Source organism: Brevibacterium sp. Lmc1 (assembly GCF_057654315.1).
The window spans coordinates 2,235,965-2,258,361 of the sequence record NZ_CM172803.1 but is presented as its reverse complement, the minus strand read 5'-3'; the positions used below and the strand labels follow the sequence as shown (position 1 = coordinate 2,258,361).

General features: G+C 66.0%; 15 protein-coding genes and 1 tRNA gene. 13 read left to right on the top strand and 3 right to left on the bottom strand.

Annotation, left to right across the window (positions count from 1 at the left end):
- The first annotated feature begins 11 nt into the window (after positions 1–11).
- The 8 genes from trpB to AC239G_RS10105 all read left to right on the top strand — a co-directional run bounded on the left by trpB (position 12) and on the right by AC239G_RS10105 (position 13,289).
- Complete coding sequence (trpB, locus tag AC239G_RS10140) at positions 12–1,226, top strand: tryptophan synthase subunit beta (protein WP_139467312.1); 1,215 nt, start codon at positions 12–14, stop codon at positions 1,224–1,226.
- Positions 1,223–2,014, top strand: a complete 792-nt coding sequence (trpA, locus tag AC239G_RS10135) for a tryptophan synthase subunit alpha (protein WP_139467311.1) — start codon at positions 1,223–1,225, stop codon at positions 2,012–2,014. The genes trpB and trpA overlap by 4 nt, the downstream gene beginning before the upstream one ends.
- Positions 2,011–3,186, top strand: coding sequence for a prolipoprotein diacylglyceryl transferase (locus AC239G_RS10130; RefSeq protein WP_487488779.1), 1,176 nt, complete (start codon positions 2,011–2,013; stop codon positions 3,184–3,186). Before trpA ends, AC239G_RS10130 begins: the two co-directional genes overlap by 4 nt.
- A gap of 175 nt (positions 3,187–3,361) precedes the next feature.
- Positions 3,362–8,056: a glutamate synthase large subunit gene (gene gltB, locus AC239G_RS10125; protein ID WP_487488778.1), complete on the top strand. Its 4,695-nt coding sequence runs from the start codon at positions 3,362–3,364 to the stop codon at positions 8,054–8,056.
- On the top strand, positions 8,049–9,506 hold the full coding sequence (locus tag AC239G_RS10120) for a glutamate synthase subunit beta (RefSeq protein WP_139467308.1): 1,458 nt from the start codon (positions 8,049–8,051) through the stop codon (positions 9,504–9,506). Before gltB ends, AC239G_RS10120 begins: the two co-directional genes overlap by 8 nt.
- 126 nt (positions 9,507–9,632) lie before the next feature.
- Positions 9,633–11,180: a pyruvate kinase gene (gene pyk, locus AC239G_RS10115; protein WP_139467307.1), complete on the top strand. Its 1,548-nt coding sequence runs from the start codon at positions 9,633–9,635 to the stop codon at positions 11,178–11,180.
- 218 nt (positions 11,181–11,398) lie between these two features.
- Entirely contained in the window at positions 11,399–12,772 is a 1,374-nt protein-coding gene (locus AC239G_RS10110) for a dicarboxylate/amino acid:cation symporter (RefSeq protein ID WP_139467306.1), read from the top strand.
- Complete coding sequence (locus tag AC239G_RS10105; RefSeq protein ID WP_180345521.1) at positions 12,729–13,289, top strand: GNAT family N-acetyltransferase; 561 nt, start codon at positions 12,729–12,731, stop codon at positions 13,287–13,289. The genes AC239G_RS10110 and AC239G_RS10105 overlap by 44 nt, the downstream gene beginning before the upstream one ends.
- A gap of 74 nt (positions 13,290–13,363) precedes the next feature.
- Here AC239G_RS10105 and AC239G_RS10100 read toward each other — a convergent pair.
- Positions 13,364–13,445 (bottom strand) — tRNA-Leu (locus AC239G_RS10100).
- Between the two features lie 192 nt (positions 13,446–13,637).
- Here AC239G_RS10100 and AC239G_RS10095 point away from each other — a divergent pair.
- Positions 13,638–14,258 carry an ANTAR domain-containing response regulator gene (locus AC239G_RS10095; protein WP_373284070.1) on the top strand — a complete coding sequence of 207 codons (621 nt, stop codon included), beginning with the start codon at positions 13,638–13,640 and terminating at the stop codon, positions 14,256–14,258.
- Between the two features lie 117 nt (positions 14,259–14,375).
- Here AC239G_RS10095 and AC239G_RS10090 read toward each other — a convergent pair whose 3' ends face one another.
- Positions 14,376–14,837: a PaaI family thioesterase gene (locus AC239G_RS10090; protein ID WP_487488777.1), complete on the bottom strand. Its 462-nt coding sequence runs from the start codon at positions 14,835–14,837 to the stop codon at positions 14,376–14,378.
- 42 nt (positions 14,838–14,879) lie between these two features.
- Here AC239G_RS10090 and polA point away from each other — a divergent pair, with 42 nt between their 5' ends.
- A complete protein-coding gene (gene polA / locus AC239G_RS10085) occupies positions 14,880–17,543 on the top strand; it encodes a DNA polymerase I (protein ID WP_487488776.1) in 2,664 nt (887 codons plus the stop codon).
- A 175-nt stretch (positions 17,544–17,718) separates the two neighbouring features.
- A complete protein-coding gene (locus AC239G_RS10080; protein ID WP_139467302.1) occupies positions 17,719–17,961 on the top strand; it encodes a hypothetical protein in 243 nt (80 codons plus the stop codon).
- A 23-nt stretch (positions 17,962–17,984) separates the two neighbouring features.
- On the opposite strand, the gene AC239G_RS10075 is transcribed toward AC239G_RS10080, so the two are convergent.
- Positions 17,985–18,824, bottom strand: coding sequence for a class I SAM-dependent methyltransferase (locus AC239G_RS10075; RefSeq protein ID WP_173152476.1), 840 nt, complete (start codon positions 18,822–18,824; stop codon positions 17,985–17,987).
- Positions 18,825–19,030: 206 nt separating this feature from the next.
- On the opposite strand from AC239G_RS10075, the gene rpsA reads away from it, so the two are divergent.
- Positions 19,031–20,515 (top strand): 30S ribosomal protein S1, encoded by a 1,485-nt coding sequence (rpsA, locus tag AC239G_RS10070; RefSeq protein ID WP_487488775.1) that lies wholly within the window; start codon positions 19,031–19,033, stop codon positions 20,513–20,515.
- On the top strand, positions 20,493–22,388 hold the full coding sequence (locus AC239G_RS10065; RefSeq protein WP_487488774.1) for a hypothetical protein: 1,896 nt from the start codon (positions 20,493–20,495) through the stop codon (positions 22,386–22,388). Before rpsA ends, AC239G_RS10065 begins: the two co-directional genes overlap by 23 nt.
- Positions 22,389–22,397 lie beyond the last annotated feature (9 nt).

The following is a 22,397-nucleotide window of genomic DNA, read 5'->3' as shown; positions in this document are numbered from 1 at the left end:
GAAGGACCGCAATGACCGATTTGAGCGAGGAGACCGGACCGTACTTCGGCGAGTTCGGAGGCAGGTTCATCCCCGAGGCGCTGATCCCGGCACTCGACGAGATCGAAGAGACCTGGCGCAAATCCCAGGTGGATCCGGCCTTCACCGACGAACTCCTCACCCTGCAGCGCAGCTACATCGGCCGGCCCTCTCTGCTCACCGAGGCCACTCGCTTCGCCGAGCACTGCGGCGGTGCTCGAGTGTTCCTCAAACGCGAAGACCTCAACCACACGGGCAGCCACAAGATCAACAACGCCCTGGCGCAGGCTCTGCTGGCCAAGCGGATGGGCAAGACCCGTCTCATCGCCGAGACCGGAGCCGGACAGCACGGAGTCGCCACGGCGACCGCCGCGGCCCTGCTCGACATGTCCTGCGTGGTCTACATGGGCGAGGAGGACACTCAGCGCCAGGCCCTCAATGTCGCACGCATGCGTCTGCTCGGAGCCACGGTCAACGCCGTGACCAACGGCACCCGCACTCTCAAGGACGCGATGAACGAAGCCATGCGCGACTGGGTGGCCAACGTCGACGACACGCACTACGTCATCGGCACGGTCGCCGGTCCCCACCCGTTCCCGGCCATGGTCCGCTCCTTCCAGAACGTCATCGGGGTCGAAGCCCGCGAACAGATCCAGGACATGGCCGGTCGCCTGCCCGACGCCGTCTGCGCCTGCGTCGGCGGCGGATCGAACGCGATGGGACTCTTCGCCGCCTTCCTCGGCGACGCGGACGTGAAGATCTTCGGCTTCGAAGCCGGCGGCGAAGGAATCGACTCCGGCCATCACGCCGCCCGGTTCTCCGGCGGACGCCCCGGTGTCCTCCACGGCTCCGCCACCTACATCCTCCAGGATGACGACGGTCAGACGCAGGCCTCCCACTCGGTCTCCGCCGGACTCGACTACCCATCGGTCGGCCCCGAGCACTCCCACCTCCACGACACCGGGCGCGTGACGTACGAACCCGTCGTCGACGAGGAGGCGATGGAGGCCATGCGACTGCTCTCCCGCACGGAGGGCATCATCCCCGCCATCGAATCCGCCCACGCCCTGGCCGGAGCCATGCGCATCGGCCGTGAGCTCGGACCCGACGCGGTCCTGCTGGTCAATCTCTCCGGCCGCGGCGACAAGGATATGACGACCGCCGCGAAATGGTTCGACTACATCGACGAAGGAGCGGTGCAGGTATGACGCACTCAGGTCCACGCACAGGAACCACCCTCGACGCCGTCGCCGAAGCGGGCCGCAAGGCCGCACTCATCGCCTACCTGCCCGTCGGCTTCCCGACGGTGGCCGGTTCGACAGAGGCGATGGTCGAACTCGTCCGCAACGGCGTCGACATCATCGAGGTCGGTCTGCCGTACTCCGACCCCGGAATGGACGGACCCGTCATCCAGCGCGCCGGTGAGGCCGCACTGGACAACGGTGTGCGCACCTCCGATGTCTTCACCGCAGTCGAAGCCATCGCCGAAGCCGGCGGCACCGCCGTCGTCATGAGCTACTGGAACCTCGTGCTCCAGTACGGCATCGACAGCTTCGCCCGCGACCTCGCCTCGGCCGGAGGCAGCGGAATCGTCACCCCCGACCTCATCCCCGATGAGGCGGCACCGTGGCTGGCCGCCTCGGAGAAGCACGACCTCGACCGCATCTTCCTCGCCGCACCCTCGTCGACACCCGAGCGCCTGGCCCGAATCGTCGAGCACAGCTCCGGATTCGTCTACGCCGCCTCGACCATGGGCGTCACCGGCGTCCGCTCCGAAGTCGACAACCATGCCCGCGATCTCGTCGCCCGGCTGAAGGAAGCCGGAGCCGAACGCGCCTGCGTCGGCCTCGGCGTGTCGAACCGCGAACAGGCGGCCGAGGTCGCCGAATACGCCGACGGCGTCATCGTCGGCTCCGCCCTCGTTCGGGCGCTGGACTCCGAAGGAGTGGCCGGAGTCGGTCGACTCGCCGCCGAGCTCGCAGAAGGGTGTGCATGAGCTTCAGCCCGGCATGGGTCGTCTTCACCGTCCTCGGCATCGGACTCGCGCTGTGGATGACAGGCATCCAATGGCGCGCCCGCGGCGGCCATAAGGGAGACCTGTGGGCCATCACGGTCGTCGGTCTGCCTGCAGCAATTATCGGCGGACGCCTCGGACATCTGCTCTCGGCGCCGGACACCTACTTCGGCCCCGACGGCAGCCCGCTGCGGGCGCTGGCGGTCTGGGACGGCGGATTCAGCTTCTGGGGCGCCACCATCCTCGGCTTCCTCTCCGTCTGGGTGCTCACTCGCATCCAAGGCATCAGGTTCCGACCACTGCTCGACTCGGTCGCACCGGGGCTCATCCTCGGCCACGTCGCCGGAGCCTTCAGCGACTGGTTCGATGGTCGCCTCGAACTGGTCACGGTGCTCACCGAATCGGCGTGGAACCTCATCGCCTGTGTTGTGCTCATCATCGTGTCCAAACGCCTCCGGCTCGGCTACGGACAGGTCTTCGCCCTGTATCTGTGCCTGTTCGGCCTCGGCCGCATTCTGCTCGAGGCCCTGCGGATCGGCACCCCCGCCGCCGAGGACGCGCGCCTGCTGTTCGGACTGCCGTTCAACGTGTGGACGGCCATCCTCGCCCTGCTCATCGGCCTCGGCTGGCTCATCGTCTCCCGACTGCGTCACCGCACCTATGAGACCGGTGTCTACATGCACGGGTCCCGGACCCTGCTGCGCCGCCATCGCCGCGGAAAGCACACCTTTGAGATCAATGCACCCAATATCGCCGAGGCGGCCGCCGCCTCCGGAGCCCCGTTGCCTTCGGTAGCGCGGGTGGCCGATCCGGACGATCAGCACGGTCACGACGGAGGCGGGGCACCGACATCACGGCGCTCGACCGTGACAGCGTCCCCCGCCTCGGCTTCCGACTTGACTGCCGATGCTTCTGCGCGCCGTGCAGACGTCGACGATGCGGCGTCTGCGACAGGGGACAGCACCACGACTGGCGCCGACCCGGACGACTCGGAGCCCGAGGACGAATCCGGAATCGATCTCAGCGGTCGCCACAGCTTCGGATTCTTCGGGGCGGTCACCTCGGCGATCTCGATCGTGCCGGATGTGCGCGGGAAGTCAGCCCCCGCAGCGCACGACGCAGACCCTCGAACGTCCGATACTCAAGACAAATAGGTTCGCACTTCGTTCCTTTTTCTGCTTTCTCTCAAATTGCACATGGTGTAAGTTGATACTCCGGCTGTGAGAGTCATCTCACAGCCGGGTCCGGGGACACCCTTTCCGGACTCGTCCAAACCGCAGAGGACAGCGCCGTCTTTTCGGGAAGCACACAACACCGAGAAGGCAGTATATGAACCACAGCGCTCAGTCGACCCCCAAGACCACGGCCCCACCTGGCCGCATCGGGCTCTACGATCCGGCGCTCGAACACGACAACTGCGGTCTGGCCCTCATCGCCCGTTACAGGGGCGGAGCCGACCACACGGTCATCACCCAGGCCCTCGACGCTCTGCGCAGGCTCGAACACCGCGGCGGAATCGGTTCCGACGATGGGACCGGAGACGGTGCCGGACTGACCATCCAGATCCCGCACGACTATTTCGCCGCCGTTCTCGGCGAATCCGGAATCTCTCTTCCGGCGCCGGGCAGCTATGCCATGGGCATCGGCTTCTTCGCTCAGGACTACGCCGCCGATCTCAACGCCGCCAACGCTCCGCTGACCAAGGAGACGCAGCCCGATTTCAGCGTTGACGCCGCAGGCGTCGACCAGGACGCACTCGTGTCCAGGATCGCCGCGGAAGAAGGACTGCAGGTCCTCCACGTGGAATCCGCGGCTGTCGACCCCGGAGTGCTCGGTCGGATCGCCGCCGAGACCATGCCGGCCATGCGCTACGTGTTCTTCGGCTGTGATGAGAACCATCCCGCCCGTGATGAGAACGATCTCGCTCGCCGGGCGTTCATCGTGCGGAAGCGACTCGACAACGCCGGCCTCTACTTCCCGTCGCTGTCGCCGACGACGCTGACGTTCAAAGGAATGCTCTCCACCGCCCAGCTCGACCGCTTCTTCACCGAACTCGGTGACGAACGCCTCACCTCGGCGATCGCTCTCGTCCACTCCCGGTTCTCCACGAACACCTTTCCCTCCTGGCAGCTGGCACAGCCGTTCGGCACGATCGCCCACAACGGCGAGATCAACACGGTGCGCGGCAACCGGAACTGGATGCAGGCACGCGAATCCGCCCTGGCCAGCGACCTCCTCGAATCTCCGGTCGCAGGGACGTCCAAGGGACTCGAGCGGATCTTCCCGATCATTCCTGCCGGAGCCTCGGACTCCGCCTCTTTCAACTCGGTCCTCGAACTCATGGTCGCCTCCGGGCGGTCGCTGCCGCAGGCCATGCTGATGATGATTCCCGAAGCCTGGGAGAACAACCCGGCCATGTCCGAGGAGCGGCGGGCCTTCTACGAATACCACTCGCTGCTCATGGAGCCCTGGGACGGGCCGGCCTGCGTCGCCTTCACCGACGGCCGACTCGCCGGAGCCGTGCTCGACCGCAACGGCCTGCGCCCGGCCCGGTACATCATGACCGAGGACACCGTCGTGCTCGCCAGCGAAGCCGGAGTCGTCGACCTGCCCGAAGCCGAAGTCACCGCCCGCGGACGACTGACCCCCGGCAGGATGTTCCTCGTCGATGTGGAGGCCGGACGCATCATCTCCGACACGGAGATCAAGAACAGCCTCGCCACCGAACATCCCTACCGGGAATGGGTCGACGCCTCGGCCACCCGACTGGCCGAACTGCCGACCCGCGTCCACGTCAGCCACCCCGGCGCCTCGGTTCGGAGACGACAGCGGACCTTCGGATACACGGAGGAAGAGCTGCGTGTGCTCATCGCCCCGATGGCCGAAACTGGGGCCGAGCCGCTGGGCGCGATGGGCAGCGACACCGCGATCGCGGCGCTGAGTACCCGCCCCCGGCTGCTCTTCGACCACTTCCACCAGAACTTCGCCCAAGTGACGAACCCGCCGCTGGACTCCATCCGCGAGGACATCGTCACGAGCATGTCGGCCGGAATCGGCCGCGAAGGCAACCTGCTGTGCTCCACCGGGCCGGACTCCGCACATATCCTGCTCGAGCGGCCGGTGATCGACAACGACGAGCTCACGGCGATCGCGCACCTGTCCGGCAGCCACCTCGGCGAGGGAATCACCCGCCCCTCGGTGACGCTGTCGGGTCTGTACCCGGTCGGCGCCGGTGAGGACGCGATGGCTTCTCGCCTCGCCGACCTCTGCGCGGAGGCGAGCGCCGCGGTCGCCGACGGCGCCGTGTTCCTCATCCTCACGGATCGGGAGTCGAACTCGGAATATGCGCCGATCCCGTCGCTGCTTCTCACCTCGGCACTGCACCACCACCTCGTCCGCGAGCGCAGCCGCACCCAGGTGAGCATCATCGTCGAGGCCGGAGACGTCCGCGAGGTCCACCATGCGGCCACGCTCGTGTCCTTCGGAGCCTCGGCGGTCAACCCGTACCTGCTCATGGAATCGGCCGAGGATCTTGTCAGGTCCGAACGGATCCGAGGCATCAGTGCCGAGGCGGCCGTGGCCAATGTGCTCACGGCGCTGAATAAGGGCCTGCTGAAGATCATGTCGAAGATGGGCATCTCGACCGTCCAGTCCTACCACGGGGCGCAGACCTTCGAGGCTCTCGGACTGGCGGATTCGGTCATCGATGAGCACTTCACCTCGACCCCGCATCAGCTCGGCGGCAAGACGCTGGACGACATCGCGGCCGAGACGACGGCGCGGCACGCCGATGCCTATCGTGAGGACCATCCGCGTCCGGCGCACCGGAACCTGCTCGTCGGCGGAGAATTCCAGTGGCGGAGGGAAGGCCCGGGGCACCTGTTCAACCCGGAGACGATCTTCAAACTGCAGCACTCGACGGCCACCGGTCGTTTTGACATCTTCCGGCAGTACACGCGTGCCGTCGACGAACAGTCCGCCGAGCTGATGACTCTGCGCGGGCTCTTCGACCTGGTCCCGACCGAATCGGGTCCGATCGACATCTCCGAGGTCGAACCCGCCGAAGCCATCATGCGCCGGTTCTCCACCGGGGCCATGAGCTACGGCTCGCTGTCGGCCGAAGCGCACGAGACGCTGGCGATCGCGATGAACCGGATCGGCGGAAAGTCGAATACGGGCGAGGGCGGCGAGGACACCGAGCGCCTGCTCGACCCGGAGCGTCGGTCGGCGATCAAGCAGATCGCCTCCGGTCGGTTCGGCGTCACCAGCCACTACCTCACCGCCGCCGACGACCTGCAGATCAAGATGGCCCAAGGTGCCAAACCCGGCGAAGGCGGTCAGCTGCCGGGGGAGAAGGTGTACCCGTGGATCGCGAAGACCCGCCACGCCACTCCCGGAGTCGGTCTCATCTCGCCGCCTCCGCATCACGACATCTATTCCATCGAAGACCTCGCTCAGCTCATCCACGACCTCGGTCGGGCCAATGCGGCTGCCCGCGTCCACGTCAAACTCGTCTCCGGAATCGGAGTCGGCACGGTGGCCGCCGGAGTGGCGAAAGCCGGAGCCGATGTCGTGCTCATCTCCGGCCATGACGGGGGCACGGGTGCCAGCCCGCTCAACTCGCTCAAACACGCCGGAACCCCGTGGGAGCTCGGACTGGCAGAAGCCCAGCAGACCCTTGTGCTCAACGGTCTGCGCGAGCGGATCAGCGTCCAGGTCGACGGGCAGCTGAAGACCGGCCGCGACGTCATCATCGCCGCCCTGCTCGGGGCCGAGGAATTCGGCTTCGCCACCACCGCCCTCGTCGTCTCCGGATGCATCATGATGCGGGTCTGCCACCAGGACACCTGCCCGGTCGGCGTGGCCACGCAGAACCCGAAGCTGCGCGAACGGTTCCACGGTCAGGCCGACCATGTAGTGAACTTCTTCACCTTCATTGCCGAGGAGGTCCGCGGCTACCTCGCACAGCTGGGACTGCGCAGCCTCGACGAGGCGATCGGCGCCGTCGAACGTCTGCGTATCGACGCAGATCGGGCGGCCGCCTCGGGACTGGATCTCGACCTGACACCGATCCTGACGGTTCCGACCGATCTCGACGGCGCTCCCGCCTCGGCGAGGGTGAGCCAGGCGCGCACACCACGTGACTTCGCGGGCGAACTCGACGTTCGACTGCTGGAGCAGGCAGGAGCGGCTGTCGCTGCCGGTTCCCCGGTGCACCTGAACGCCGAGGTGGAGAATACGGACCGGTCGGTCGGCACCCTGCTGGGCCACCGAGTGACTCAGGCCCACGGCGCGGACGGGCTGCCCTCGGGAACCGTGCGGGTGTCCCTGAACGGCACGGCCGGTCAGTCCCTGGGCGCCTTCATGCCGCGCGGTGTGAGCATCGATCTGCGCGGCGACGCCAATGACTACGTCGGGAAGGGACTGTCGGGCGGTACGATCAGCGTCGCGCCTCGCCCGGAGAACTCCACCCGACCGGAACACAACGTCATCGCCGGCAACGTCATCGGCTACGGTGCGACGTCCGGGTCGATATTCCTGTCCGGTACGGTCGGCGAGAGATTCCTCGTGCGCAACTCGGGCGTCGAAGCCGTCGTCGAAGGCATCGGAGACCACGGACTCGAATACATGACCGGGGGAGTGGCGGTCATCCTCGGACCCACCGGACGCAACTTCGCGGCCGGAATGTCCGGAGGCACGGCCTTCGTCCTCGACTTCAATCCCAGTCGACTCAACCCGAAGGAACGAGCCGCGGGCGTCTTCAGATTCGGCGGCATCGGCGACTCCGATGTGCCGATCCTGCAGAGACTGCTCAGCGACCATGTCGCGGCGACCGGTTCTCCGCTGGCCGGCGAACTGCTGGCCGGACTCGACCGCGGGCAGGACATCCTGTCCCGTTTCACCAAGATCATTCCCGTCGCCTATGCGCGAATCAAAGACATCCAGGAAGAGCTCGAGAACAGCGGCGAAACTGCCGATTCCGAGAACACCTGGCAGACCATTCTGGAGGCCGCACATGGCTGATCCGCGAGGATTCCTCACCACCACCGAACGCGAACTCCCTGCCCGCAGGCCCGTGCCGATCCGGCTCATGGACTACTCCGAGGTCTACGAAAAGGGTGATCCGGCACAGCTGCGCCGACAGGCTTCTCGCTGCATGGACTGCGGAGTGCCCTTCTGCCACCAAGGATGTCCGCTGGGCAACCTCATTCCGGAGTTCAACGACGCCATGTATCGCGGGGAGCTCTCCCGCGCCGTGGAACTGCTCCACGCGACGAACAACTTCCCCGAATTCACCGGCCGGGCCTGCCCGGCACCGTGTGAGAACGCCTGCGTGCTCGGCATCAACCAACCCGCCGTGACGATCAAACAGGTCGAAGTCTCCATCGTCGACGACGGATTCGCCGCCGGACTCATCACCCCCGTCGTCCCCGACCGGATCACCGGGCACACCGTCGCCGTCATCGGCTCCGGACCGGCCGGACTCGCCGCCGCTCAGCAGCTGACCCGAGCCGGGCACACGGTCGTCGTCTTCGAACGCGAGGACCGCCTCGGCGGACTGCTGCGCTACGGCATCCCGGACTTCAAACTCGAGAAGCACCATATCGACCGCCGCCTGACCCAGATGCGTGCCGAAGGCACTCGGTTCGAAACCGGAGTCGAGATCGGCCGCGACATCGACTTCGCCGCACTGCAGACTCGCTTCGACGCGGTGCTGGTGGCGACCGGAGCCACCGTGCCGCGCGATATGGAGCTGTCCGGGCGCGGACTGGACGGAATCGAATTCGCGATGGACTACCTCGTGCCGTCCAACCGGGCACAGGCGTCCGACGCGGCCTCGGCGGCAGACTCGGCACCGTTCATCGATGCGGCCGGCAAGCACGTCGTCATCATCGGCGGCGGCGACACCGGAGCGGACTGCCTGGGAACGGCTCTGCGCCAGGGAGCCGCCTCGGTGACGACACTGGCCATCGGCGCCCAGCCGCCGGTCGACCGCGGTGCCGACTCGCCGTGGCCGACGGTGCCGCGGATCTTCGAGGTCCAATCCTCACACGAGGAGGGCGGAACCAGGCGGTATCTGGCCTCGACGACGCGGTTCGTCGGAGACGACTCGGGCAAGGTGTGCGGAATCGAAGTCGCACAGACGCAGTTCGCCGACGGCCGCCGCATCCCGACACCGGGAACCGAGCACGTCATCCCGGCTGATCTCGTGCTGCTGGCACTGGGATTCAGCGGACCGGAGACCGCGCAGATCGATCTGGAAGCCGGTGCCGGTGGGGCATTCGATCGGGCCGAGGACTATACGGCGCAGCCGGGAGTATTCGTCGCCGGCGATGCCGGACGCGGACAGTCGCTCATCGTCTGGGCCATTGCGGAAGGCCGTGCCGCGGCCGCGGAAGTCGACCGGTTCCTGACCGGGTCGACGCGACTGCCGGCACCCGTGCGGCCCACCGACGAAGGGTTCAAATGCTAAGATAATGCATGTCAGAGATTGAGAAAGGGCGGTGGGGCGGCACAGCGAAGTGCCGCACTCTCACCGCCCGTGACCAGCGTAGAGCGGTGGAAACCGCCCGCTGAGACTTTAGGTAGGGTGGAGCGTATGAGGCGTGCAAAGATAGTCGCAACTTTAGGTCCGAACCAGAACTCCTATGAAGAGATCCGCGAGCTCGTCGATGAGGGCGTCGATGTCGCCCGATTCAATCTGAGCCACGGAAAACGAGAAGAGCACGAAGAGAAGTTCGCCTGGGTCCGCCAGGCGGCCCTCGACACCGGACGCCCCGTCGCCGTCCTGTTGGACCTGCAGGGTCCGAAGATCCGCGTGGGCACCTTCGCCAACGGGAAGGAAGAGCTCGTCGAAGGGGCCACCTTCACCATCACCAGCCGTGACGTCCCCGGTACCGCAGAGCTCGTATCCACGACCCTGCCGACCCTGGCCGAAGACGTCTCCGTGGGCGATCCGCTGCTCATCGACGACGGGCGCCTGCGCCTGCGCGCCACCGAGGTGACCGACACCGATGTGGTCACCGAGGTCGAGATCGGCGGAACCATCTCCAACCACAAGGGCATCAACCTCCCCGGCGTCCCGGTCTCCGTCCCCGCCCTGTCGGAGAAGGACGTCGACGATCTCAAATGGGGGCTTCAGCTCGGCTTCGACTGGGTGGCCCTGTCTTTCGTCCGCAGCCCCGAGGACATGAACGATGTGCGCGCGGTCATGGACGAGGTCGGCATCACGGCTCCGGTCATCGCCAAGCTCGAGAAGCCGCAGGCCGTCGACCAGCTCGATGAGGTCATCGATGCCTTCGACGGAATCATGGTCGCCCGCGGCGACCTCGGCGTCGAACTGCCGCTCGAACAGGTGCCGATCGTGCAGAAGCGGGCCGTTGAGATCGCCCGCCAGCAGGCCAAGCCCGTCATCGTTGCCACGCAGATGCTCGAGACGATGATCGATGCGCCGCGGCCCACCCGCGCCGAGGCCAGCGACTGCGCGAACGCCGTCCTCGACGGCGCCGATGCGCTCATGCTCTCCGGTGAGACCTCGGTCGGTGCGCACTGGGTCGAGGCGATCCGGACGATGAGCCGGATCATCGGCTCCACCGAAGAGCACGGTCTCGAGCGGATCCCGGCACTGGGCACCGTCCCGCACACGAAGGGCGGAGCCGTCACCGCCGCCGCCGTGCAGATTGCTGAGCAGCTCGATATCGACCTCCTGTGCACCTTCTCACAGACCGGCGACTCTGTGCGGCGCATGTCGCGGCTGCGCCCTGCTTGGCCCATCCTCGGCTTCACGCCCGACCCGCAGGTCCGCCACCAGCTGGCGCTGACCTGGGGAGTGCGCCCGTACCTCGTGAAGACCGTGCGCCACACCGACCAGATGGCGCGTCAGGTCGACGCCGTTCTGCTCGCGGACGGCACCGCCCGCGAAGGCGATCAGAGCATCCTCGTGGCCGGTTCGCCTCCCGGGATCCCCGGTTCGACGAACGCCCTGCGCATCCACACCATCGGTGATGCCGCCAAGGGTGTGACGGCCGCCTATCAGGATGCCTCGGATTCCGAGGAGGACCCGCTGGCCGGATACGGAGTCGTGGCCGAAGCGCCGATCACCCGTGAAGTGCCGATCGTGCGCGAGGGCCACTCGCCCCGCCACTGACCGCTACGAGGCTCAAACGCCGGCGGCACCTGCCCCATGATCACGGGGCGGGCGCCGCCGGCGTCTCTGTATCCGGGGCCGAGCGTGGACCGATTCCAAACTGCGAGACAGATCACAGGTGGCCGGGGAATTTTGCGGATTGCTCAACAGTTGTGCTCTCTGTTGCCTAATCCTCCCTGCGGATCTGCCAGGGGAGGACCCGCTAGGAGAGGAATTCAATGAGACTGCCCGCGTGGAGCAAGTCCTTCGGAGTGCAGGTGACCATCGCACTCGTCGCCGGTGTCATCCTCGGGCTCATCGCCCGCTCATGGGGACCGGTCAGCGACACCGCTGACAACTGGCTCGGCCAGACCCTGGACACCATCGGCTCGTCGTATGTCACACTGCTCAAGGCCGCCGTCGTCCCACTGGTCATCACCGCGATCATCGCGAGCATCGGCAACCTGCGCAAGGTCACCAACGCCGCCAGGCTGGCGATGTCGACCCTGCTGTGGTTCGCCCTCACCGCTCTCATCGCCGTCGTCCTCGGACTCATCATCGGCATCGTCATACAGCCCGGCGCCCACGCCGATGCCGCTTCGCTCAACGCCGGTGCACCCGACTCCCAGGGCAGCTGGCTGGGCTTCCTCACCGGACTGATCCCGGTGAACTTCCTCGGGCTCGAGGTGGCCACCGCACCCGATGACGCCGGAGTCATGACCTCCGAGGTCAACTTCAACATCCTCCAGCTCATCATCGTCTCCGGTGCCATCGGCATCGCCGCGGTCAAGGTCGGCAAGGCCGCAGAGCCGTTCCTCCAGTTCACCGAGGCGGCCCTGGCCGTGGTCCAGAAGGTCGTCTGGTGGATCGTGCGCATCGCCCCGATCGGTACGCTCGGCCTCATCGGCAACGCAGTGAACTCCTACGGCTGGTCGACGATGGGCTCGCTGCTGTGGTTCGTCGTCGCCGTCTACATCGGCCTCGCGATCGTCTTCTTCATCGTCTATCCGGCCCTGGCTCGCGCCAATGGACTGTCGGTGCGCCAGTACTTCTCCGGAGTCTGGCCGGCCACTCAGATGGGCTTCGTCTCCCGGTCGTCGATCGGCACCATGCCCGTGACGCAGAAGGTCGCCACCGACAACTTCGGGGTGCCCCACTCCTACGCCGCCTTCGCCGTGCCCTTCGGTGCGACGACGAAGATGGACGGCTGCGCTGCGATCTATCCGGCCATTGCCGCCGTGTTCGTCGCCCAGTTCTTCGGCATCGATCTCTCCCTCATCCAGTACCTGCTCATCATCTTCGTCGCCGTCATCGGCTCGGCCGCAACGGCCGGCACGACAGGTGCGACCGTGATGCTCACCCTGACCCTGTCGACCCTGGGTCTGCCCCTCGAGGGCGTCGGACTCCTGCTGGCCATCGAGCCGATCGTGGACATGGGCCGCACCGCGCTCAACGTCTCCGGTCAGGCACTCGTCCCGGCCATCGTGGCCAAGCGGCATGAGATCCTGGACGTCGAACGCTACGATGCCCCGCGCATCAACGGCTACGTTCCGACCGAGGAGGACGCAGATGTCGACGAGACCCGCACCGAGGACGCCCGCAGTCAGAGTTGATCTCATCCCCGCCGAGGGGGTGGCCGAGCACGATGTCCTGCAGGTGACATCGCTGCTCGGCCACCTCGTCGATGCAGGTGCCGCTCTCGGCTGGGTCTCAGCTCCGTCTGTCGAGGAGATCGCGGATCTCGTCGGCCGCCTGGCCGCCGGGACTGACGCCGGGGACTCCGCTGCGGCAATCGCTCGCACCGGAACCGAGGTCACCGGCTTCGCGTACTGGAATCGGTACACTCGCCCGACGTTCCGCCCGCATGTCGACATCGAAAAGGTGGCCGTCGCCCCGGACGCCCAAGGTCAGGGCGCGGGCAGGAAGCTGATGGAGGCGCTCATTCGGGCGGCGAGTCGTCACGGCACGGAAGTGGTCACTCTCGACCTGCGCGGAGACAATGCGGCCGCCATCGGCCTCTATGAATCCCTCGGCTTCACCCGATACGGACGACTCCCGGACTTCGTGGCGGTGGGGGAGAAGCGTTACGACACGCTGCTGTACTCCCTCGACCTGCGCGCGGCCCGCTGAATTTCGGTCGTCCATCGCTTCCCGGGAAACACAGAAGGCACTGTCGACATCACGTTCGACAGTGCCTTCGTCCGTACCGGATGCGGGACTCGAACCCGCACGTCTTTCGACAATGCATTTTGAGTGCACCGCGTCTACCGATTCCGCCAATCCGGCGCGTTGCGAGCTGTCCTGTCAGGACCGCCTGTGCAACGGGGACGATTCTACTGCGCGCGCGGACCGATTGCACAATCGCCACCCGCCGAGGATGCCCTCCGGTGGCCACCGTCACCGCCCGTGGCCACCCTCACAGAATAAACTTCCGGGTCCGCTGGCCATGACGCTGAGCGCCTGGTCTAGACTGGTGCCGTGCTTTCAAACAGCGAAGAATCAACTTCAGATGAGTCCGTGCCGGTCCGCCGCGTAGTCGTGGCCGAAGACGAGGCCGTGATTCGTCTCGATATCGTAGAAATGCTCCGCGAGGTCGGCTATGACGTCGTCGGTGAGGCGGCGGACGGCGAATCCGCCATCCGCCTGGCTGAGGAGCTGCGCCCGGACCTCGTCGTCATGGACATCAAGATGCCCATCCTCGACGGAATCTCCGCCGCCGAGCGCATCGCCAGGGCTCGCATCGCGCCGGTCGTGCTGCTCACCGCCTTCTCGCAGAAGGAGCTCGTCGAGCGAGCCCGCGATGCGGGTGCCATGGCCTATGTCGTCAAGCCGTTCACCTCGGCCGACCTCATCCCGGCCCTGGAGATCGCGCTCTCGCGTCATGCCGAGATCAGCTCGCTCGAGTCCGAGATCTCCGATCTCACCGAACGCTTCGAGACCCGCAAGCTCGTCGAGCGCGCCAAGAGCCTGCTGCAGACCTCCATGGGTCTGAGTGAGCCCGAAGCCTTCCGCTGGATCCAGAAGACCTCGATGGACCGTCGCCTGACGATGCGCGAGGTCGCTGAGACCGTGCTCAAGCAGATCGGCACGAAGAAGTAATCACCTCCCGGACCGGCCACGGTCCGGATCCGGAACCCGAGAGGGCCGGCGAATCCCGAGATGGATTCGCCGGCCCTCTGCTTTCGCTGTGGACTTTCGCCGAGGAGGCGCTGTGCCTCAGCCCTTCGGCTCGGTCTTCAGGATCATATTCGTGATCCGCACGATCGAGAGCAGGCGCCCCGCCTCGTCGGTCATCTTGACCTCATGGGAGACGATCGTGCGTCCCTGGTGGAGCACCTCGGCGCGACCGGTCACCTCGCCCTCTCGCGCGGCACGCAGGTGAGTGGCGTTGAGATCGACCCCGACGACGTTCTTACCGCCGGAGAGCAGATACGAATGCATCGACGCCAGGGATTCGGCGAGAACGACGTGGCCGCCTCCGTGGAAGAGACCCATCGGCTGCCGATTGCCGACGACCGGAGCGGTGGCCACGACATGATCGTGAGCGAGCTCGACGAACTCGATTCCCATCCTCTCGGCCAGCTCACCCCCGGACCCCGGCGTGCGCAGCTGCCCGAGCAGCGTGTCGATCTCCTCAGGGGAGGTGTGAGCGGTCAGGGACACGTCGGGACGCAGCATCGGTTCTCCTTCAAGTCAGCTTCGAACGCTAGGCTATGCCATGTGAGTCACTCAAACGAATCCCTCCTGCTCATCGACGGACACTCCCTGGCCTACCGGGCATTCCACGCCCTGCCGGTCGAGAACTTCTCCACCAGCACCGGCCAGACGACGAACGCCATCTACGGCTTCATCTCCATGCTCATCAACGTCCTCCGCGACGAAGAGCCCAGCCACGTGGCCGTGGCCTTCGACCTCGGACGCCAGACGTTCCGCCTCGAGGAATACCCCGACTACAAGGCCGGACGGGCGAAGACTCCGCCCGAGTTCCACCCGCAGATCGACCTCATCAAGGACATCGTCACGGCGATGGGCATCCGGGTGGTGACGAAGGAGGGCTTCGAGGCCGATGACGCTCTGGCCACGATGGCGAAGATGGGCACGGATGCCGGCTCGTTCGTCGAGGTGATGAGCGGAGACAAAGATTCGTTCCAGCTCGCCTCCGACCGGGTGACGATCCTCTACCCGAAACGTGGAGTCAGCGATCTCAACCGGATGACGCCGGCCGCGGTCGAGGAGAAGTACGGGGTGAGCCCCGCGAACTACCGGGGGCTGGCCGCGCTCGTCGGTGAGAAGGCCGACAATCTGCCCGGTGTGCCCGGAGTCGGTGACAAGACCGCCGCGAAATGGCTCACCGCACACGGCGATCTGCCCGGGGTGTTGGACAACGCCGACAAGATCGGCGGCAAGGTCGGTGAGAAGCTGCGCGACCATATCAGCGAGGTGGAGCGGAACTACCGACTCAACCGCCTCCTCGACGACGTCGACTTGGGACTGGAGTACGACGATCTGGCCTGGGGCGAAGGCGACCCGGCCGAGCTGTCGAGCCTGTTCGACCAACTCGAGTTCCAGGCCCTCGGCAAGCGTCTGGCCGCGATCTTCCCCGAGGCCGGAGCCGAGTCCGAACCGGCACCGACACGCGAGACGAACATCGAGACCGTCGACATCGACACTCTGCTGACGAAAATCGCCGACCACGATGTGCTGGCGCTTGATTCCGACGCCTCCTTCGAACTCGGCCACGGTCAGGCACGGACCCTGGCGGTCTCCGCCGAACCCGGCCGGGCCTGGGTCGTCGACCTCGCCGAGGCGGGGCAGAAGGCCGTCGGCGCGCTCGGTTCCGCCCTGGGCGGGCATTCGCTCATCCTCCACAGCTCGAAGCTGCAGATCAAAGCGTGGGAGTCGATGGGACTGTCCGTGACGGATATCGCCGGGGACACGGCCCTGGCTGCCTACCTCCTCGTTCCCGATGCCCGGTCCTACGAACTCGGTCAGATCGCCGCCGACCGTGCCGGAATCGATCTCAGCGAACCCGAGGCTGATTCCGGACAGCTCGCCCTCGACCTCGACTCCGATGCCGCGGTGACCACGCACGGCCAACGCGCCGCCGCCCTGCTCGAGGTCCACGAGGTGCTCGCGAAGGCCGTCGAGGACGCGAACATGACGCAGGTCTATCGCGAGATCGAACTGCCGCTCGTGCCCGTGCTCGCGCGCATGGAAGCGACCGGGATCGCGGTCGACGAGACCGGACTGTCGAACCTCATCGACGAATTCACGAAACAGGCCGAAGCCAGCGCGGGCGAGGCCTATGAGGCGATCGGCCACGAGGTGAACCTCGGTTCTCCCAAACAGCTGCAGACCGTGCTCTTCGACGAACTCGATATGCCCAAGACCAAGCGGACGAAGACCGGCTATACGACCGATGCCGACGCCCTGGCCGAACTGTTCGTCAAGACCGAACACCCCTTCCTCCAACACCTGCTGGCCTACCGGGATTCGACGAAGCTCAAGCAGACCGTCGTCGGACTGCTCAAGACTGTTGCCGACGACGGCCGCATCCACACCACCTACCAGCAGACCGTGGCCGCCACCGGACGGCTTTCGTCCCTGGACCCGAACCTGCAGAATATTCCCGTGCGGACCGAATCAGGCCGCCGCATCCGAGACATCTTCATCGCCGACCCCGACGTGACTGACGGGACTCTGCTCACCGCCGACTACTCGCAGATCGAAATGCGGATCATGGCTCATCTGTCCGGCGATTCCGCGCTCATCCAGGCGTTCAAGGACGGCGAGGATCTCCACTCCTATGTCGGCTCGAAGGTCTTCGGAGTCGGCATCGACGAGGTGGACTCCGAGATGCGCTCGAAGGTCAAGGCCATGTCCTACGGGCTGGTGTACGGGCTCTCCGCCTACGGCCTCTCCCGGCAGCTTGCGATCGGCGTCGATGAAGCCAAGGGGCTGATGGACCAGTACTTCGAACGCTTCGGTGCAGTCAAGGACTATCTCGACGACATCGTCGAGCAGGCTCGCGCCAAGGGGTTCACGGAGACCATCATGGGCCGTCGTCGTTATCTGCCGGCGCTGCACAGCGACCGTCGGCAGCTGCGGGACATGGCCGAACGCGCCGCACTCAACGCTCCGATCCAGGGTTCGGCAGCCGACATCATGAAGATCGCCATGCTCAAGGTGGCCGCCCGTCTGGACGGTCTCCGCTCGCCGATGCTGCTGCAGGTCCATGACGAGATCATCGTCGACGTCCGTCCGGACGAGATCGATGAGGTGAAGACGATCGTCACGGAGGAGATGGGGTCGGCGTTCGAACTCGATGTGCCTCTGGACGTCAACGTCGGCACAGGACGCTCCTGGCACGCCGCCGCCCACTGAGCTGCTGCCCGCTGTCCCGTCGAACTCGTTCAAGCGCAAGCGCGGAAAACGGTCTCGCCCACGCTCGTTCAAGCGTCCCCGCAGTTTTCGCGCCGTGTACCACACGACATCCGCGCTAGCGCTTGAACGAGAGCGCGACGGGTGAGTTGCGCGGTCCTGCCCCAGCCGGGAGTCGATGATGTCGTCCGCGAACGCGGCGTCGCCTCGGGGGAGGCGCACACGGACCTTCGAGCTCGTCGTCCACGGCATCGACATCGCCACGACACTCGGTGCCGAACCACTTGTTCCGGAGGCCGCGCTCCGGGAATCATTGGCGATCGCAGCGGGGCTGGCGATGCAGAGCGGGAAAGGAAGTTCAGTGCTCGCCGGGCTGACCGGTCGCGGGGGACTGGCCGAGGACTTCACAGTCCTCGGCTGAGGATCGTCCCCGTTCCGGCCCCGTCAGTCCTTGGTCAGGGTGGTGGAGAAGATCGCGGTACCGGGCATGAGCGCACCGCGCAGCGGTGACCAGCCGCCCCAAGCGGTCCGATTCTCCTCGGGCCATTCGGGTTCGGTCACCGAATCGATCGTGAAGCCGGCTTCGACGAGGAGACGGACCCAGTCGCTCATCGTCCGGTGATGCTCGGCGTAGACCGGCTGACCGTCCGAAGACAGCTCGACGTACGGAGTGCGATCGAAGTACGAGTACTCAACCGTCAGACCGGCCTCACCCGGAACGTCGGGGAACATCCACCGCATCGGGTGAGTCGTCGAGAAGACCCACTGTCCGCCGTTGCGCAGCACTCGGGCCACCTCGGCGAAGACGACCTCGGCATCCTTGACGAAGGGCAGGGCACCGTAGGAGGAGAACGCGCGATCGAAGCTGTTCGATGCGAACGGCAACTGTCGGGCATCGGCGAGGAGGAACGTCGGGGGAGTCGCCTCGGCGCTCAGGGGATGTTCGCGCTGCAGACGCGAGGCCTGCTCGAGCATTCCGGCGGAGACGTCGACACCTGTGGTGATCGCGCCCTGCTCGGCCAGCCACCGGGAGCACTGACCGGCACCGCAGCCGACCTCGAGAACCTGCTTCCGGGCGACATCGCCGAGGAGGCGCACATCGGATTCGTGAATTCCCTCCGGACACCAGATGAAATCCGAAGCCCCGAGAAACGTGCCGTGTTCGGCGAGATACTCCTCGGCCGAGTTGTCCCAATAGCTGCGATTGGCCCGGACGGAAGCCTCTTCGTCGATCGGGAGATAGCCACCGCTGATGACCTCGGCTCCGTCAGTTCCTTCGCTCATGGTTCCTCCGTGGCCCCAGGTGGTGATGATTCGTCTCTTCGGCGTGCATTCACACCCGAAAAGGTGCTAGCATTGACAACCGTATGCGCCTGTGCATACAAGTCCAAATTCGCAATCGAGACCGGATTCGGTTCTTGCGGCAACTTACACGACCTGTCGCCAGGGTACCGGATCTGGACCAATATTCCATCGGAGTCCCTACCTATATGACCACCACCACGCCGGAATCGGTGCAGCCGAAGCAGGTCGCTGTCAACGACATCGGAACCGCTGAGGATTTCCTCGCCGCCGTCGATGAGACCATCAAGTACTTCAACGATGGCGACATCGTTGAGGGCGAAGTCGTCAAGGTCGACCGTGACGAAGTCCTCGTCGACATCGGATACAAGACGGAAGGCGTCATCCTCGCACGTGAGCTTTCCATCAAGCACGATGTCGATCCCGGCGAAGTCGTCGAGGTCGGGGACGAAATCGAAGCCCTCGTTCTTCAGAAGGAAGACAAAGAGGGTCGTCTCATGCTGTCGAAGAAGCGCGCTCAGTACGAGCGTGCCTGGGGCGACATCGAGAAGATCAAGGAAGACGACGGCGTTGTCACCGGCACCGTCATCGAGGTCGTCAAGGGCGGCCTGATCGTCGACATCGGACTGCGCGGCTTCCTGCCCGCGTCCCTCGTCGAGATGCGCCGCGTCCGCGACCTCGCCCCCTACATCGGCCAGCAGGTCGAAGCCAAGATCATCGAGCTCGACAAGAACCGCAACAACGTGGTCCTGTCGCGCCGTGCCTGGCTCGAGCAGACCCAGTCGGCCGTCCGCCACGACTTCCTGCAGACCCTGCAGAAGGGCCAGGTCCGTCCTGGTGTCGTGTCCTCCATCGTCAACTTCGGTGCGTTCGTCGACCTCGGTGGTGTCGACGGACTCGTCCACGTCTCCGAACTGTCCTGGAAGCACATCGATCACCCGGGTGAGGTCGTCACCGTGGGCGACGAAGTCACCGTCGAGGTTCTCGACGTCGACATGGAACGTGAGCGCGTTTCGCTGTCGCTCAAGGCCACCCAGGAAGATCCTTGGCAGCACTTCGCTCGCACGCACGTCATCGGACAGATCGTGCCGGGCAAGGTCACCAAGCTCGTTCCGTTCGGTGCATTCGTGCGCGTCGAAGACGGCATCGAAGGCCTCGTCCACATCTCCGAGCTGGCCGTGCGCCACGTGGATCTGCCCGAGCAGGTCGTTTCGGTCGACGAGACCATCTACGTCAAGGTCATCGACATCGACCTGGAACGCCGCCGCATCTCGCTGTCGCTGAAGCAGGCGAACGAAGGCGTCGACCCCGAGGCCGAAGAGTTCCTCGACCCCGCTCTGTACGGCATGCCGCAGGAGTACGACGAGGACGGCAACTACAAGTACCCCGAGGGCTTCGACCCCGAGACCAACGAATGGGTCGAGGGCTACGAAGCTCAGCGCGAGACCTGGGAGCAGCAGTACGCCGCAGCTCAGGAACGCTGGGAAGAGCACAAGAAGCAGGTCGCCAAGGCCATCGCAGCGGATGCCGAGGCCTCCGCAGCCGATGCCGTCGGATCTGCCGAAGCCGCTCCGGCCACCGGATCGTTCTCCTCCGAAGAGGCGAGCGACGAGGGCACCCTGGCCAGCGACGAAGCTCTTGCAGCCCTGCGTGAGAAGCTTGCAGGCAGCTGATAGCAGCCACCAGAAGGGCTCCCGGTCGGAAGGCCGGGAGCCCTTTCTGTATGCCCCCACGGCTCGGGCATGCCTGCGCCCGTGGCTGTGGTACACCCTCATCCTCTGTGTCGGCAGCCTGATCGTCTTCGGCTCCGTCGCCGCGGACCCCGGCGGCAGCGTCGTCGCCTCCAACGACGACACCTCACTCTTCATCTGGTGGCTCGGGCACGGCGCGCAGGTTCTCGCAGACATCCTCGGATTCGGACCGGGGGCAACCGGCGGCCTGCTGTACACGGAATCGATGAACGCCCTCGGCGGGGGAGTCAACGGAGCCTGGAACACCTCGCTCGCAGGGTTTGCGATCCTGCTCGCTCCTGTGACGTGGGTGGCCGGCCCCATCGTGAGCTACAACCTCCTCATCCTCGCCTTCCCGGTGCTCGGCAGCCTGGCCACAGCTGTGCTCTTCCGCCGCTTCCTCGACCGCCCGCCCGCTTTCATCGCCGCTGCCGGAGTCGGCTTCTCCAGCTATGTCATCGCCCAGCTCGGCGGCCACCCGAACCTCGCCTATATCGTCACCCCGCCCCTGACCGCCTGGGCGATCCTCGCTCTCCTCGACCTCGGCCGCGCGACACAGGTGGATCCCGGCCGTTCTCTGCTGCGCAGCCGTCGCCTGTGGCTGCTCGGAGGAGGGTTCGGGCTCCTCCTCGGCTTCCAGTTCTACGTCTCCACCGAAGTTCTGGCCGGAACCTTCCTCGCCGCACTCTGCTTCCTGGCCAGCCTCGCCGTCTTCGGACGCCGCCTCTACCGCGCCCGGTCATGGGTCGCCCTCGGTCTCGGTTCCGCAGTCGCCGGCTGTATCGCCGTGCTGTGTGCGATCCCGCTGCTGGTGACCATGTCCGGACCGAACGCCCCACAGGGCGCCATCCGCCCACACGGAGTATGGAACACCGACCTGCTCGATCCGATCCTGCCCGCAGCGCCGGCCTGGCTGAGTTCCGGAGTGTCTCCTCTGCCCCGAATCATGGAGATCGACCCCGCCGAACTCGGCGCCTACGTCGGCGCACCAGCTCTGGCGGCGGCTGTGCTCATCGTTCTCGGCCTCGCCCACCGGTCCGCACACGCGGTGCCGGTGCGCATCGCCGCGGCAACCGGCATCCTCGTCGGCCTGCTGGCACTCGGCTCACCGATCCTCCTCTGCGGCCGGATCGCCCTCGAGACCGGTCCGTTCGCGCTCATCGAAGCCATCCCCGTACTCAACAACATCCTGCCCATGCGGCTCGTCCTCCACTCGACGATCGCGCTCTTCGCCGTGCTCGGAATCGGCCTCCAGTGGGCGCTGAGCCACCGGAAGCTGCTTCGCGCCCGCGCCCTCCTCATCCTGTTCGTCCTCGCCGCCGTGGCCATCCTCCCCGCTCCGCAGACCGCCCATGAGGTGACAGTTCCGGAGTTCTACGAGCACTCCATCGCCGAGGTGATCCCCGCCGGATCCGTCGTCAAGACCTTCCCCCGCCCCCTGGCATGGGCCGAGCCCCACGCCGACGAAGCCATGGTGTGGCAGTCGGTCAGCGGATTCCGCTACCACGAGACCGGCGGCTACTTCATCGGTTCGAGCCCGGAATCGCCGGTGACCTATTCCGCCCCCGAAGATGCCCTCGACGAACTCCTGCACGGCTCCGTCTTCGACGGCGAGCCCATGCCGGGCGCGGACAGCCCGGAAGTCGTCTCGGCGATCGCCGAACTGAGGGAGACCGGGGTCGACTTCATCGTCCTCGCCCCCGAAGCTCCGCTCCTGCCGGGCGGTGAGGGAGAGTATGCGGCCTTCCTCGATGCCGCCGTCGGAGATCCGATCTTCGCCGATGAGGGAGTGCGGGTCTACCGACTGGATCAGTAGGATGATCCC

Excerpts from the sequence above, each read along its gene's own strand:
- AC239G_RS10130 (WP_487488779.1), top strand. The coding sequence starts at position 2,011 with ATGAGCTTCAGCCCGGCATGGGTCGTCTTCACCGTCCTCGGCATCGGA.
- AC239G_RS10110 (WP_139467306.1), top strand. The coding sequence starts at position 11,399 with ATGAGACTGCCCGCGTGGAGCAAGTCCTTCGGAGTGCAGGTGACCATC.
- AC239G_RS10120 (WP_139467308.1), top strand. The coding sequence starts at position 8,049 with ATGGCTGATCCGCGAGGATTCCTCACCACCACCGAACGCGAACTCCCT.
- trpB (WP_139467312.1), top strand. The coding sequence starts at position 12 with ATGACCGATTTGAGCGAGGAGACCGGACCGTACTTCGGCGAGTTCGGA.
- gltB (WP_487488778.1), top strand. The coding sequence starts at position 3,362 with ATGAACCACAGCGCTCAGTCGACCCCCAAGACCACGGCCCCACCTGGC.
- AC239G_RS10080 (WP_139467302.1), top strand. The coding sequence starts at position 17,719 with ATGATGTCGTCCGCGAACGCGGCGTCGCCTCGGGGGAGGCGCACACGG.
- AC239G_RS10075 (WP_173152476.1), bottom strand. The coding sequence starts at position 18,824 with ATGAGCGAAGGAACTGACGGAGCCGAGGTCATCAGCGGTGGCTATCTC.
- rpsA (WP_487488775.1), top strand. The coding sequence starts at position 19,031 with ATGACCACCACCACGCCGGAATCGGTGCAGCCGAAGCAGGTCGCTGTC.
- AC239G_RS10090 (WP_487488777.1), bottom strand. The coding sequence starts at position 14,837 with ATGCTGCGTCCCGACGTGTCCCTGACCGCTCACACCTCCCCTGAGGAG.
- trpA (WP_139467311.1), top strand. The coding sequence starts at position 1,223 with ATGACGCACTCAGGTCCACGCACAGGAACCACCCTCGACGCCGTCGCC.
- AC239G_RS10105 (WP_180345521.1), top strand. The coding sequence starts at position 12,729 with ATGTCGACGAGACCCGCACCGAGGACGCCCGCAGTCAGAGTTGATCTC.
- pyk (WP_139467307.1), top strand. The coding sequence starts at position 9,633 with ATGAGGCGTGCAAAGATAGTCGCAACTTTAGGTCCGAACCAGAACTCC.